The 13,957-nt window shown below is 69.7% G+C and carries 10 protein-coding genes; 5 read left to right on the top strand and 5 right to left on the bottom strand.

The window, feature by feature from the left end; genetic code table 11:
- Nucleotides 1-200: 200 nt before the first annotated feature.
- Both PV364_RS17125 and PV364_RS17120 read right to left on the bottom strand, forming a co-directional pair.
- Nucleotides 201-707: a nuclear transport factor 2 family protein gene (locus tag PV364_RS17125; RefSeq protein WP_319660873.1), complete on the bottom strand. Its 507-nt coding sequence runs from the start codon at nucleotides 705-707 to the stop codon at nucleotides 201-203.
- 82 nt (nucleotides 708-789) lie between these two features.
- Nucleotides 790-1,527: an SDR family oxidoreductase gene (locus PV364_RS17120; protein ID WP_319660872.1), complete on the bottom strand. Its 738-nt coding sequence runs from the start codon at nucleotides 1,525-1,527 to the stop codon at nucleotides 790-792.
- A 1,329-nt stretch (nucleotides 1,528-2,856) separates the two neighbouring features.
- Between PV364_RS17120 and PV364_RS17110 the strand changes: the two genes are divergently transcribed.
- The 4 genes from PV364_RS17110 to PV364_RS17095 all read left to right on the top strand — a co-directional run bounded on the left by PV364_RS17110 (nucleotide 2,857) and on the right by PV364_RS17095 (nucleotide 7,110).
- Nucleotides 2,857-3,786 carry an SDR family NAD(P)-dependent oxidoreductase gene (locus PV364_RS17110; protein ID WP_319660871.1) on the top strand — a complete coding sequence of 310 codons (930 nt, stop codon included), beginning with the start codon at nucleotides 2,857-2,859 and terminating at the stop codon, nucleotides 3,784-3,786.
- A 296-nt stretch (nucleotides 3,787-4,082) separates the two neighbouring features.
- The gene (locus PV364_RS17105) at nucleotides 4,083-4,952 is read left to right on the top strand and encodes an NAD(P)-dependent oxidoreductase (protein WP_319660870.1); all 870 of its coding nucleotides are present in this window, start codon (nucleotides 4,083-4,085) and stop codon (nucleotides 4,950-4,952) included.
- 495 nt (nucleotides 4,953-5,447) lie between these two features.
- Nucleotides 5,448-6,281, top strand: a complete 834-nt coding sequence (locus tag PV364_RS17100; protein WP_319660869.1) for a helix-turn-helix transcriptional regulator — start codon at nucleotides 5,448-5,450, stop codon at nucleotides 6,279-6,281.
- 232 nt (nucleotides 6,282-6,513) lie between these two features.
- Nucleotides 6,514-7,110 (top strand): cation transporter, encoded by a 597-nt coding sequence (locus PV364_RS17095; protein WP_319660868.1) that lies wholly within the window; start codon nucleotides 6,514-6,516, stop codon nucleotides 7,108-7,110.
- Nucleotides 7,111-8,588: 1,478 nt separating this feature from the next.
- Here the strand turns inward: PV364_RS17095 and PV364_RS17090 are convergent.
- Nucleotides 8,589-10,052, bottom strand: a complete 1,464-nt coding sequence (locus tag PV364_RS17090; protein ID WP_319660867.1) for an amidase family protein — start codon at nucleotides 10,050-10,052, stop codon at nucleotides 8,589-8,591.
- Nucleotides 10,053-10,262: 210 nt separating this feature from the next.
- The gene (locus tag PV364_RS17085; RefSeq protein ID WP_319660866.1) at nucleotides 10,263-10,424 is read right to left on the bottom strand and encodes a hypothetical protein; all 162 of its coding nucleotides are present in this window, start codon (nucleotides 10,422-10,424) and stop codon (nucleotides 10,263-10,265) included.
- Nucleotides 10,425-12,127: 1,703 nt separating this feature from the next.
- On the opposite strand from PV364_RS17085, the gene PV364_RS17075 reads away from it, so the two are divergent.
- Nucleotides 12,128-13,153 (top strand): cytochrome P450, encoded by a 1,026-nt coding sequence (locus tag PV364_RS17075; protein ID WP_319660865.1) that lies wholly within the window; start codon nucleotides 12,128-12,130, stop codon nucleotides 13,151-13,153.
- A gap of 87 nt (nucleotides 13,154-13,240) precedes the next feature.
- On the opposite strand, the gene PV364_RS17070 is transcribed toward PV364_RS17075, so the two are convergent.
- Nucleotides 13,241-13,798 (bottom strand): GNAT family protein, encoded by a 558-nt coding sequence (locus tag PV364_RS17070; protein WP_319660864.1) that lies wholly within the window; start codon nucleotides 13,796-13,798, stop codon nucleotides 13,241-13,243.
- Nucleotides 13,799-13,957 lie beyond the last annotated feature (159 nt).

Below are 13,957 nucleotides of genomic sequence, written 5' to 3'. Positions count from 1 at the left end.
CCTGGCAGAGATGATCCAGCGAGCAACGGCCCGGGATGATGCCCCCCGGGAGGACGGGCGTCACCGGCGGTGCTCCGGGCCGCCCTGGGTGAGGCACACCCGCACTGGAGGCCCGTGGTTGTGGCCCGACCTCGGCGTGGCGGCGATCGCGTACGCACAGACCGGGCCCCCGGCGATGGGACCGTGCCGGCCGGGCCGGATCAGGTTGGGGAGCCCAGGACCGCCGGGTCGCCCTGGAACCAGGCGAGCTCGCCCAGGAGGTGCTTGATGCGCCACGTCTCGCTGTGGCGGACCAGCGCGGCGGTGTACCGGTTCATCAGCAGGGCGTGCCGGGTCCGTGCCGGGTCGGGGCCTTCGCCCGGCGGGAAGTGCATGACCTGCGCATTGCAGCGCACGGTGGCGGTGTCGGCGGTGACATCGATGCGGAGGTTGCTGAGGCTGTGGCTGGTGTCGAGCGGGCCGACGCCTGCCATGAGCGCGCCGACCACCATCCCCCGTGGACCGAGGACGGGGAACTCCAGGCCGATCTTTTCGGTCGCCGGGGTGACGTCGACCACGGCGTCCTCGGTCAGAGAGGAGGTGAGCAGTTCAGCGTCCGCGAGGTCGAGACCCGCGGCGAAGCGGTGCATGGCATCGGCGATGGCCGCCCGGTCTTGGAGAAGACCGATTGCGGCGGCGGTGGTGGTGGTCGTGTCGGCACTGGTCATGACAGTTCTCACGTTCCTTGCGGGGGTCCATGGTGCGGCGGGCGATCCGGATACGGCCGCTGGCCACCCGCTGGACGGGCGGTCAGATGGCCGTCGCCCCACCGTCGACGGCGAGGTTGGCGCCGGTGAAGAAGCTGGAGCGGGACGAGGCGAGGAAAAGGATGGCCTCGGCGATCTCGGAGGGTCCGGCGGTACGGCGCAGTGGGATGCCCTGGCCGAGCGCGGCCACACCGTCGCCCCATTCGGCGACAACGCCGTCGGTGATGGTCGGGCCGGGTGCCACCGAGTTGACGCGGACACCGCTGGGACTGAACTCGGCCGCCCAACTGCGGGTGAACGAGGCCAGGGCAGCCTTGGTGGCGCTGTAGGCGGAGGCCCCGGGCACACCCATCACGGCCGCCATGGTGGAGACGTTGATGATGTTTCCCGCACCCTTGGCGATCATGGCCGGTACGAGCGCGGCAGTGAGGAAGAACGTGCCGCGGACGTTGGTGTCGAATATCTTCTGAAACGACTCAACATCCTGCTCCACGGTCGCCGCGACGGGGAACAGAGAGGCGTTGTTGACGAGGATGTCCACCGGGCCGGCGTCCTTGGCGAGCCTGGCGACGGCTTCGAGGTCGCCCAGATCCGCCGCGACGAACCGCGCTGTGCCAGGACCGCCCGCCAGTTCGGCGGCAGCCTCGGCACCCCGCTCGGGGTTTCTTCCCGCGATGACGACGGTGGCGCCCTCGCGGACGAACAGCCGCGCGGTCTCCAGGCCGATGCCGGCGGTGCCACCGGTGATGAGTGCGGTCTGGTCCTTCAGTTCTTGGTCCATGGTGATTCCTTCGTTTGTATGGCAATAGCGCCAAAGCTTGTCGAACGTCGGTGTCGGCCGGTGGCCGGACTCGGCCGTGGTCGGGGTCTGCTTCTGCCGCGACCGGTACAGCGCCGGGTTCGGGACCTGTGGGCGATCTCCATGCCCCGCTCCGGTGCCCGCCCGTGCTCGACGACCTGGCTGACGGCGCCCACAGCAGGCCGGGCCGGGCAAGGCCGGAACGCCGTCCCGGACGCGAGGGAACCCAGGATTGCGTACTTCCGAGAATATGCGGGAAAGGGCATGATAATTACTTCCGAAAGTACCGAATGCTACGGCGCGGACCCGCGGGGAGTGAATGTCCGCCGGCTTGAAGTGGTAAAGGGTGAGAGGGAAGTAGCCGGCAGGCGGTCCCGCCAGTTCCATCTGACCACAAAGGGAACCGGATCACCCACTCGGCGGCCACGTGTTTTCTTATACCCTCTCGCGACTCCCCTTCTGGAAGGGGTGAGGGTCCGGTGCCCGGCCCTACTGACCATCGGGAGCGGCGCCGGCACCATCCTCGGATGCACAGGTCTGTCCGCCCGGTTCCGGCAGGCCGCCCAAACCCGCCTCATCAGGGGCGAAGATCTGGACAACCCCGCCACCGCTGTGTGTCGGCACGGTTCGGGGGAGCGCGGCGGGCGCATGGGGGCGCGCCTGGGTGGTGTGACGGCCTGGCGGGCCCCCGCGGCACGCACAGGTAGCGACCATGACGCTGCTACGCGCCAGGCCACTCAAGCCGACCGTGGGCAAGAGCGCGGCGCGGCGTCGCGGGACCGGTGCATGCGGTATCCGCAGGGTGGTGTGCTGACGCCTGAACGTCGCGCCCCTGCTCCAAGCCCAGCCGGTAGTCCGTGCTGATGCCGGCGAGCATCGCGAGCTCCTCCCGACCCAGGCCCAGGACTCGCCTGCGCCCTCCGGTGCCGATCCCCGCGTCCTCCGGCCTGATCAGTCCGCGACGGGCACGCGGAAAGCTGCCGAGGGCATTCTGAGAAGGCGTACCGGGAGGCCAGGCGCTGTACGCCGCACATGGCCGGCCCTGCGCCCACCAGGCTCCGCGGGACCCGTCCGAGAGGTTCCGGCGAATCGGCACGAGGCCGGGCATAGCCCTGCCAGTCCCAGGGTTCGCAGGGTTCTGGCTCCGCATCGAGCCCTCGCCCAGTATTGCTGTGTCGGCCTGAGCGGTAATGCCCCGGACTGTTCTCGTCAATGCGCTCGCCCGGGATTGCGCGACAGGTCGGGACCGGAAATCCGTAATGGCGTTCCATTCGCCGCCAGGAACCTCACGACAGGCAGGGCTTCAACACCATGACTCGCATCACCACTTCCTTCGGATTTTCTTCCACGGCAGCGGAAGTCGCGGAAGGCATCGACCTGACCGGCCGCCGCGCGGTCGTCACCGGCGCGTCCTCGGGTATCGGCGTCGAGACGGCGCGTGTCCTCGCCTCCATCGGCGCCGAGGTCACCCTGGCCGTACGCAACACCGACACGGGCGAGAAGATCGCTGCCGAGATCACCGCATCGACCGGCAACAAGAACGTGCACGTCGGCCGCCTCGACGTGTCCGACCAGGAGTCGGTCGCGGCCTTCGTCAGGTCCTGGAGCGGCCCGCTGCACCTGCTGGTCAACAACGCGGGCGTCATGGCCATCCCGGAACTGCAGCGCACGCCCGAGGGCTGGGAGATGCAGTTCGCCACCAACCACCTCGGCCACTTCGCGCTGACCAACGGCCTGCACGGCGCGCTGGCCGCCGACGGCGAAGCCCGCGTGGTCGTCGTCAGCTCCCAGGGACACCTCATCTCCCCAGTGGTCTTCGACGACATCAACTACCGCTACCGCGCCTACGACGCCATCGGCGCCTACGGCCAGTCCAAGACCGCGACCGTGCTGTTCGCCGTCGCGGCGAACCAGCGCTGGGCCGCCGACGGCATCACCGCCAACGCCCTGATGCCCGGCGCCATCGCCACCAACCTGCAGAAGCACACCGGCGGCCTGCGGACCCCCGTGGAGCTGCGCAAGACCGTGGAGCAGGGCGCGGCCACCACCCTCCTGGTCGCCACGTCTCCGCAGCTCGCCGGTGTCGGCGGCCACTACTTCGAGGACTGCAACGAGGCCATCCAGGTGCCCGACGGCAACGGCTGGACCAGCGGCGTTGCCCCCTACGCCCTCGACCCCGACAACGCCGACCGCATCTGGGAGATCTCCCACCGCTTCCTGCGCGAGGCGGGCCGCGGCTGACGCCACCACCCCCCGCGCCAACGCGGGCATGACCTCCACTTCGCCGGTGGAAGTCCCCCGCAGGCGGACGACGCCACGAACGCCGCACCTGCCCGCCGGACGCGAACGAGTTACGCACACACGAAGAACGGGCCGCGGCCGTCAGCCACCAGGCGGTGGCTGAGGCCGGACCCACCCCGGGCTCCATCCGCTCCACCCGAGCGGAACCCGGAGCCGGCCCTCCCACACGCCCGTGCACGGACACCCTGTCACCGGCACCGCCGAGCCCGAGCACCATCACCCCAGGAGAGAGCTACGTGACGAACAACCACGCGCTGCAGAACATCGGATGGATCGGCCTGGGCGACCAGGGCGCACCCATGGCCCGCGCAATCGCCGACTCCGGCTACCCGCTCCAGGTATGGGCCCGCCGCAGCAGCTCGCTCGACGCGCTCGACGGCCTGCCCTACACCGTCCACACCACCGTTGCCGAGCTCGGTGCAGCCGGCGACATCGTCGGACTGTGCCTGCGTGAGGACTCCGACATCCGGGAGGTCCTCACCGACGGCGGGCTGCTCGCCGGCATGAAGCCCGGCTCCGTCATCGTCAATCACGGCACCGGCCTTCCCCAGTTCGCCAACGAGATGACCGACATGGCGGCAGCCAGGGGCATTCACGTCCTGGACGCGCCGGTCAGCGGCGGCAACGCCGGAGCGGTCGCCCGCCGATTGACCACCATGGTCGGCGGCGACGCGCGGATCGTCGAACGGTGCCGTCCGGTCTTCGAGACCTTCTCGAAGAAGGTCACCCATATGGGCCCGACAGGAGCCGGCCAGCTGGGCAAGCTCATGAACAACACCCTGCTGATGATGAACCAGCGCAACGTCCAGGAGATCCTCCAACTGGCCCAGGACCTCGGCCTGGACATCGCCGCCCTGGTCGACCTCCTGCGCTCCGGCACCGGCTCGAGCTTTGCCCTGCAGGCCCTCGGCGGCGCCGTCACCACCGGCAACGCCGAGCACCTGACGACGCTGCAGCTCATCGACATGGACATCTTCGACGACGCCGTCCGGGCCCTGGGACACAGCGTCCCCGACATCACCGCCCGGGCGGTGGAGGGAGCACGCGGCCTGCCCGGAGCGGCCCGCATCACCGCCGGCGTACCCGGCCCGGCGCCGGCCGCCTGAACTCCGGCCGCCGTTTGCGCACCAGGCGGCACAGCGGCCGGCATGGGCAAGGCGACCGCCGTGAGAACGACGCCACCTGGCACGCGCCACGTCCGCGTCATGGCCCACCAGGCCATGACGCGGACGGCCATCCACCCAACGGTGCTGTGGAGGGCCGACACGTCGCCCAGTACCGCCACCCTCGCCTCCGTGGTCGAACACGCCGAGTTCCCGTCGGTGACGGCAAACGTCACCGGCCCCCATTCCCCAACGAGGAGCAGCGCTCCGTAGGAGGGGCCTGAGACCGCATCCGTGTTCCCGCGCTCCCTGCGACTCCCGCCGCAGCGCGACCGAAGGTCACCGGGAGTAATCTGCCAAGACCGGCACCACATCCTCCTTGTCGGACTCTTGACCTGCTGGTGAGGCGCGGACAAACCGCCGCTCCATCAATGGCCAGTCCACTCACAGGGCCCTTCGGTTCCTCCCGTACGCACATGACGACGTACCGTGGAAACCATGGGTGGCAAGCAACTGGGGGACTACCTGCGGGCCCGCCGTGAAATCGTCCGGCCCGAAGACGTCGGTCTCCCTCCGGGCGGCCGCCGCCGGGTGCCGGGCCTGCGCCGAGAAGAACTCGCACTGCTCGCAGGCATCAGTACCGACTACTACCTGCGACTGGAACAGGGCCGGGACCAGAACCCCTCACCGCAGGTCCTCGACGCCCTGGCGCGCGTCCTGCAGCTGGACGGACCCGCCACCGCCCATCTCCACGCACTGGCCGGTCCGCCGCGGCGAAACCACGAGCTCCCTGAACCGGACCACGTCAGCCCAGGGATGCGACAACTGATCTCGACGTGGTGGTCGCAAACACCCGTGATCGTCCTCAACCGGTCCATGGATGTCCTCGCCTCCAACGCGCTGGCCACCGCCATTTCCCCGATCTTCCTCCCGGGTGTGAACGTCATCCGTGCCGCGTTCCTCGACACAGACCTGCGCAGCCTGTACCTCAACTGGGACGAGATGAGCATCCGTGCCGTGGCCGGCCTCCGCGCCCTGGTAGGGACAGAACTGGAAGACGGACGAGTGGTGGAACTCGTCGGCGAACTGACGGCCGCCAGCCCGGAGTTCCAGCGCCTGTGGGTCCGCCACGACGTCAGCCCGCGCGGCGCCGGCGTAGCGCGGCTGAACCACCCGGGCGTCGGCGAGATGACCCTGCAGTACGAGCGGCTCACCGTGGCGGGGACCCACGGTCAGCTCATCGTCGTCTTCCATGCCGAACCCGGCAGCCCGTCCGCGGAGAAGCTGGCCCAACTCCAGGCCGAGACGGCCAGCTCCAGGCTTCCCCGATGAGCGACCCGCGCGGTCTGGCGTGGCCGGGCCATCCATTGGCGACCTGGACCCCGCGTCCTATGGGGTTGCAGCGGACAGGCTCCCGCAGCCGCCGTTCGGTTGGCCTTTCAGGTGGAGCAAGAAGACCTCGTGGTCGTCGTCGGGCACTGTGAACGGGAACGTCACCGCCGTTTGACTGGCTACGCTCCGTGCCCGGTTGGAGGCTGCCTCAGGTGGCTGAGAGACTCGGGCGGTGACTGCGAACGACACCATCCGCCCGGCTCTGCTGCGCCGGGGCTTCATCCTGGAGTACGCGACCCTCACCTGGAATGTGATCGGCATCGTTGTCCTAGCGATCGCCGCCTGGTCGGCGCGGTCGGTGGCCCTGGCCGGGTTCGGCTTGGACTCCCTGATCGAGATCGGCGCCTCGACGACGGTGGTCTGGGAGCTGTCGGGCACCGGTGAGGCCCGCCAACGCCGCGCGCTGAAGCTGATAGGCGTCGGGTTCGCCTTGCTCGCTGTCTACCTCCTGGTGCAGTCCACCTGGGTGCTGGTGGCCGGCTACCACCCGCACCACTCGCCGCTGGGCATCATCTGGACGGCGATCACCGCCGCCGTGATGTTCGCCCTCGCCGCAGGCAAGGCGCGCACCGGCGCCGTGCTGGACAACCCCGTGTTGCAGACCGAGGGCCGGGTCACCCTGATCGACGGCCTGCTGGCCGCCGCGGTCCTGCTCGGCCTGGTCCTCAACAGTGCCGTCGGCTGGTGGTGGGCCGACCCGGCCGCCGGCTACGTGCTCGTCTACTACGCCATCCGCGAGGTCAGGGAGATCTTCGCCGGCCACCACTGACAGGGAGGACGAAGGCAGAGACGACCCGTAACTGGCCGCTGGCGGGGACCGCCATCTGGCCGTCCCCGGGGAATTGACACTGGCCGCTGACACGCGGGAGTGGATACCTGCTTCTGAGCTCAGCTCTGAGGTGCGTCTGGTGATGGCTTGATCACGAGGTGGTAGGTGGGCCGAGTCCCTACGCTGAGCGCCTTCACGCTCGGGAGGTTCGGTTGATACGGGGGAGCACACTCGGGCAGGACTTCCGATGGTTGTGGGGTGTCTACGCGGTCAGCGCAGCAGGCAGTGCCGTCGGCATGGGGCGTTGCCGCTGATTGCCCTCCTCGTGTTGGATCCCTCCGCATTCCAGGTCTCTTTGCTGGCTGCGTCGTCCGCAGTGGTCAGTGGGGTGATTGCTTTGCCGCTCGGTGTGCGTATCGAGCACCAGTACAAGCGGCCGGTCATAATCACTGCCGATCTGGCCCGCTGGGTGCTGCTGGTGAGCGTTCCGGTCGCCATGCTTTCGACGGGATCACCTTCGCCCCGTTGTATGCGTCGGAGTTCTCCAGACGGCGGCATCTGTCGCGTTCGACGCGGCGAGTGGGGCGCACCTGAAGGCACTTGTCTGCCCGAGCACCGTCCTCGTGCCAACAGTCTGTTCGAGACGACCAACTGGATCAGCACCAGCGCCGGCCCACCCGTCGGCGGGCTTCTGATCGGAGCGCTGGCGCGGCCGCCACCACGGCCATGGCCGTCCAGGCCCCCTTCGGAGCTGCCGTCCCCGAGCCGGCACCCGCCACCGGGCCACGCCGAACCGGGACGTCATCCCTGGCTTGCCCACCACCCGAGCCCGGCCAGGTGGCCAGCGCCTCGAATACGCGGCGAATCACCTGCGAGGATGTGGACGACGGTGACAGCAGGTGAACAGGGGGGCCAGTGAGAGATCCGTTCGAAGATGGCGGCATCGTGGACAAGGTTATGCCGTGGCTCTTGCTCGGGACTGCATTGATGAAGCTCTACGGCGATATATCCACCCACGGGGGCTCGTTGGGCTGGCCGGCAGCGGCTGCCGTGGGCGTCGCACTTTTCAGCCTGTACCGCATCTACCGCCAGCTGCGAGGGCGCCGACGTGCCTCGGAACCTGACAACCATGGCTGACGACAACAGCGGCGGACGACAGCAGATCTGGGCACCTGTGGGCGGAATCGGTCCTGCCTGCCCGGCACGGACCGGACCCGGCTACCGCGCAGCTGCACGGCGCAATGCGGGTCCTGCTGCCGCCGGGGCTGTACCGACGCGTGCACGACAGTGGCCGCGACTCGGCTGAGCGCGGCGACTGCCGTTCCTGGACTCCCCCGGGAATCACGCGCCGGCTGCTCGTGGGCGAGGAACTCCGCGAGACCACCGCCGAATAGCGCGGGGCCTGATGGAGGACGCCGGGGAGGGCTGAGCACGGGACAGCCACTGGGTGCAGGGGCGGTCCCGCGAGCGGCCGCCCGTCAGTGCTCCGCGTCCGCCGTCCTCGGCGCCGGCAGGACCGGGGGACGGCGGCGCAGCAGGGTGGGGTTGACGGCGGACGGCGGTCTGCGCAGCCGCGTCGTTTGCTCGTAGTCGTACGCGTAGCCGAGCAGCAGCGGCTCGCTCCAAGCCCGCCCGAGGAAGGTGATGTTGAACGGCCTGCGGTTGGCCGCCAGGTAGCCCGCGGGGACGGTGACCGAGGGGTAGCCGGCCTTGGCGCCGATGGACGAGCTGCCGCTGTTCACGAACAGCAGGGCGGTGACGTCGTGTTCGGCCATGAGGGCGTCAATGCGGTCCTTGCTCTCCTCCACGTCCCGGGCGCGGGCGGCCTTGTACTCGACGGTGTCCGCGCTGTCCGGTCCGAGGTCCCTGGCCTGGGCGGCCAGGGCGAGCGTCTGCCCGAACTTCAGGGCCAGGTCCGCGTGGGCCTCGTTGCGGGCGATCACGTCGGCGAGGGTGCGCACCGGTGCCCCCTCGGGCAGTCGCGCGAGGTAGGCGTTGAGGTCGCGCTTGAACTCGTGGCTCAGCACCGGGGAGGCGACGTCGTACCGGCGGCGCGCCTCGATGCCGACGTCGACGAGCTCGGCGCCGCGTCGCGCCAGTGCGTCCAGGGCCGCGTCCCACAGAGCCCGTTCGTCCGTGCCGTCCTCGGGCGTCTGTTCCGCGACGACGCCGATGCGCGCGCCGCGCAGGGCGTCGGGTGACAGGTCGGCGGTGAAGTCGTGCCCTTCGAGCGGGTTGCCGGCGGTGGCCGGGTCCTCGGGATCGCTGCCGGTCAGGACGGTGAGCAGGGCGGCGGCGTCCGCGACGGTGCGGGTCATCGGGCCCGCGGTGTCCTGGCTGGAGGCGATGGGCACGATGCCGGTGCGGCTGACCAGGCCCAGGGTGGGCTTCACCCCGACCCCCGACGTGGCCGACGCCGGGCTGAGGATGGAGCCGTCGGTCTCGGTGCCGATGGTGACGGCGGCCAGTCCGGCCGCGGCGGCGACCCCCGAACCGGCGCTGGAGCCGCTCGGCGTCTCGCTCAGGTCGTACGGGTTGAGCACCTGGCCGGCCAGCGAGCTGTAGCCGCTGGGCATGCCGACGGTGAGGTAGTTGGCGAACTCGGTGAGGTTCGCCTTCCCCAGGATCACCGCCCCCGCCTCCCGCAGCCGGGTCACCAGTGGCGCGTCCTGTGCTGGATGGGAACCGGCGAGCACCACCGAACAGGCGGTGGTCGGCATGCCGAGGACGTCGATGTTGTCCTTCACGAGCACCGGTATGCCCAGCAGCGGCCCGCCTGGGTCGCCGCCGGCCCTGCGCGCGTCGGCCACCGCGGCCTCCTGCAGGGCGGCGGGGTTGACGCAGCGCACCGCGTTCAGGGCCGGTCCTCCGACGTCCAGGTCCTCGATGCGCCGCAGGTAGGCGCGGGTGAGGGAGACGCTCGTCGTGCGGCCCGAAGCCATCAGGGCCGACAGCTCCGCGACCGCCGCGACCTCCAGGTCGGCGGGGAACGGTTCGTGCGCCGCCGCGACGGCGGCGTCGGTCCGGCTGCCTGTCGATGCCGGTTCGGGGTTGGTGTTGACGTCGATGTCGCCCTCCAGGGTGAGCGGTGCGCTGACGCGCCCGGTGTCCGTACGCCCCGGCGGCCGTCTCGTGGGGCGACACCATGATGCTCACACGAAGCGGCGGATGGGCGCGGTCGCCACCTCCTGGACCCGCTCCAGTGCCGGCCGGTCGTGCCGGCGGGTGCCGTCGACGGGGGCGCTGCGCAGCAGGTCCTTGTCGAAGTGGGCGTCGAGGACGGACGTGAAGGACTGGTCGAGCACCGCCAGCATGACCTCCTCGTCGTGGTGGAGGGAGCGGCGGTTGAAGTCGAGATCCTGCTGCCGGGGCCGTACGCCGACAAACGCGTCTGCCAGATGGGCGGGCAGCGGTACTAACGCGGTTCCTGGACTGCGGTGTGCGGATCTGGCGCTACCTGCCGACGATGATGCAGGCCAAGGTCATCACACCTTTACACCGCGCGCCGCCGCGTGGCAGAGCAGGCCGACGAAGTGGGGGTCGGGCGCGAAGTACGCGGTCGCGAGCCGGGTGCGCTGCTCCGCGGAGGCGATCACCACGAACGAGGAGCAGGGTGCGCATGTCCTGACAGCCGACGCTCGCCGAGCCGCGTACGACCTGGGCGATCGCGCCTCCGCTCTGCTCGTGCTCGCTGAAGCGGTCGCGGTCGTCGAAGAGCCCGTTGCGCCGACAGTCGGCCCAGTTCTGGGCGGAGGCCGCGGCCAGCCCGTCCACCGCGGGGCCGGTGACCCTGACGTGGGTGTCCCGCCACCGAGCGCCGCGCCGTTGCCCGCCCGCGTGTTCGAGGAACCGTTCGTTGGTGCGGCAGTATCCGGCGGTGTGGACGGCACAGAAGCTGCGGACCCTGCGGGGAGCAGCCATTCCACGAAAATCCGATCACCCATGGTTCGCCATGCACTTCTTCTCACTCGCTCCTGTCACGAAACTCCCGACCGGCCACGGAGCGAGGAAGAGGGTGTCAGGACGGTCAACTGCGGTCATCCGCCGCCCCTGCTGCGCCACCACAGCCAGGTGACCCCGTTGAGTATGGTCCTCGCCGCGCCACAACACGGACGTGACAGGTGGGACTCGCCCCGGTCGGCGTCTGCAGCACGTCGGCAGCGACGCGGGCAGCTGTGCAGGGCTGCAACGACGGGACAACCTGCCATCGTCGCCTCCAGGGCCCGCCGCGCTGGGAAACGCACGAGGAGCACGGAACGGCTGTCGCCGTGACCATGGCGGCCGCGACGCCCCTCACCGTTGGTCCCGGTCCGACACGTCGTGACGCGCCCACCCGCAGGATACGGCTGGTGGTCGCCGCCACCGCTGACAACGCGTGGAGGCGGTGACGGCCGTCACCGCAGTCGGTCTGGTGTCTGCGAGGTGGTCCCGGCAGGGGGTCGGCGGCTGCTACCCGCCCTCAAGCACGCGCCCTGCATCCATGCGCCATATGCGTAGAAGTTGGACGTATGGTAGAGGGAGTTGGAAGGCAAGCGAGAGGAGTGCCTCATGATCGCCAAGCTGCTCGCCAAGTTGTCTTTCACCCGCAACTACGGTGCGTACGGGGCCCACGACTGGGGCACGCACACCGTCGACGACAGGGTGTGACCATCAAGTCGGCGGGCGCCCAGGCTCCCGTCGGCTCCTGGCCATGTTGCCGACGATATGGGCCTGACTGGTTCGAGAAGTCAGGGGCGATCCCATGGGCCGAGCGAATGAGCCGCCGCGGTTGCCCGGAGGAAGCTTCGCGGCCTGGAGCCGCGACCGGCTTGGAATCGTGTGCCGTGGCGCTGACGAGTGCGGGGACGTCTGGCAGCTGGAGCCAGGTGTCTACGTAGCCGCTACAGCCGAGGTGTGCGAAGCGGTCCTGCGCCGCGCGCAGGATTTCCCCAAGCCGTCCTCCCCCCTCTTCCCGCCGTTGAAGCGGGCCGGCGGAGCGCCGACGCCCCAGGAACGGCTGCACGCTCGCGCCGCCCGCATGCGCGGACTGCGCCCGCAAGCGGTTGCTGCCCAGATCGGTGAGATCGCCACCGGAACCGCTCGATTTGCCGACCAGTGGCCCGCGGGCCGGGATGTCGAGATTCTCCCCCTGGTCCGTCCTGTGCTGGCAGAGATCGGCGTGCGCTACCTCTTCTCCGAAGACGCTCCCGCCCTGCTGCCTCTGGCTTGGCAGCTCTTCGTGGCCCGCGAGGTGCTCGTACGCCCCTCGCACTGGGTGTTGCCGCGCTGGGTCCCCACACCGGCTCGGCGGTTCCGCACACGGCGGCAAGTCGCCTTTACCCATGCTTTGCGGCCCGTCGTCCGCCGGCGCCGTTCATCGGGCCGGCTCGGTGACGACGTGCTGGGACAGATGCTCCGGCCCTCCCCCCGCTACGGCCTGCTGTCGGAAGAAGTCATCCTCGACACCCTCCCCGGGATCACGGTCGCCACTTTCGAGACACCCTCCCGGGCAGCTGGATGGATCCTGCTCCACCTGGCCCGGTACGTCCGGGCCGCGGACCGCGTAGCGGCCGAAGCCGCCCTGCTGCCCGACGACCCGGCCACGACGACCAGCACCCACCTCGGCAACCTGCAGTACACCCAGGCGCTGGTACGCGAAGTGCTCCGGCTGCATCCCCCGAGCTGGTTGCTCACCCGGCACGCCCCGCGACAGACTCAGCTCGCCGACTACACCATCGACGCTGGATCCACCGTTCTCGTCTGCCCCTACACCGCCCACCGCGATGCACGGGAACATGCCGAACCGGACCGCTTCAGGCCCGAACGCTGGCTCGATGATTCAGGCTCGTCGGCGAACCCCGGGGTCTTCCTCGGCTTCGGGACCGGGCCGCATGGCTGTGAGGGAGCCGCTCTGGCCATGGCCATGCTCACGCTCATGACCGCGCAGACGGCCCGCCGGTACCACGTGAGCGAGCCGCCCGGCGCGGGACCCGGCTACCGGGTCACCACCTTCGAAGGTCTCGCAACCACCGGCCTGCACCTGCGTGCGACCTTGCGCGGCTGAGGGCTGCCCTGCCTCGGTGGCGTCCCGCCCGAGAACCACAAACAACAATGAACTCCGGGTACCGTTCCACGCATCCTCGGATCCCGGTCACGCTTTGCTCATCGTGTGTCCCCGGTCGAACTCGTTGCGGAGCATGCCCATCATGACGAGGTCGTGATGTTGGCCGGCGAAGAAAACGTGTTCCCGCAAGCGCCCCTCCTCGGTGAAGCCGAGCCCACGGAAAAGTGCCAGCGATGCGTCGTTGTGGGCCAAGACCGCCGCCAGGCACTTGTGATAGCGCCGCTCGGCGAACATGAAGCGCAGCAGGAGCACCACGGCTTCCGTCGCATAGCCCTTGCGCCGATGACCGACGCCGATGGTGATATCGAATTCGAACCAGCCTGAGCGGGGGCCGGTGCGATGTGAGCCGACTGTACCGACCAACTCTCCCGTGGCCGTCGCTTCGACCGCCAACCGGAAGCGGTCGTCGTCGCAGTCGGCAACGGCCTGCTCCTGCGCCCAGGCACGGTAGCTTTCGGCAGACCTCGGCACATCCAGCCGGCCCTCTCGCGGCCCGTCATCGTCGGCGAAACGCGCGAATGCCGTCCAATCGTCGGGCTCGACAGCGCGCAGGCGTACCCGATTACCGGTCCAGGACGATGCCATGCCCCATTTGATCACGCTGCCGTGCGCGCGAGGCCGACAGGCACGCCGAGGCAGACGGTGCCCGCCGTGCTCCGTGTCAACCGCCGGAGCAGCGGGGCGTGCAGCGGACGCGAGTCCGACTGCGGCAGACTCCTTTCGACTGAACCGAGGTGCGGCTGT

This window comes from Streptomyces sp. MI02-7b (assembly GCF_033793585.1).
Taxonomy (GTDB): Bacteria; Actinomycetota; Actinomycetes; order Streptomycetales; family Streptomycetaceae; genus Actinacidiphila.
This window is presented reverse-complemented; position numbering and strand designations above follow the sequence as displayed.

Excerpts from the sequence above, each read along its gene's own strand:
- PV364_RS17125 (WP_319660873.1), bottom strand. The coding sequence starts at position 707 with ATGACCAGTGCCGACACGACCACCACCACCGCCGCCGCAATCGGTCTT.
- PV364_RS17120 (WP_319660872.1), bottom strand. The coding sequence starts at position 1,527 with ATGGACCAAGAACTGAAGGACCAGACCGCACTCATCACCGGTGGCACC.
- PV364_RS17110 (WP_319660871.1), top strand. The coding sequence starts at position 2,857 with ATGACTCGCATCACCACTTCCTTCGGATTTTCTTCCACGGCAGCGGAA.
- PV364_RS17100 (WP_319660869.1), top strand. The coding sequence starts at position 5,448 with ATGGGTGGCAAGCAACTGGGGGACTACCTGCGGGCCCGCCGTGAAATC.
- PV364_RS17090 (WP_319660867.1), bottom strand. The coding sequence starts at position 10,052 with ATGGCTTCGGGCCGCACGACGAGCGTCTCCCTCACCCGCGCCTACCTG.
- PV364_RS17085 (WP_319660866.1), bottom strand. The coding sequence starts at position 10,424 with ATGCTGGCGGTGCTCGACCAGTCCTTCACGTCCGTCCTCGACGCCCAC.
- PV364_RS17075 (WP_319660865.1), top strand. The coding sequence starts at position 12,128 with ATGCGCGGACTGCGCCCGCAAGCGGTTGCTGCCCAGATCGGTGAGATC.
- PV364_RS17070 (WP_319660864.1), bottom strand. The coding sequence starts at position 13,798 with ATGGCATCGTCCTGGACCGGTAATCGGGTACGCCTGCGCGCTGTCGAG.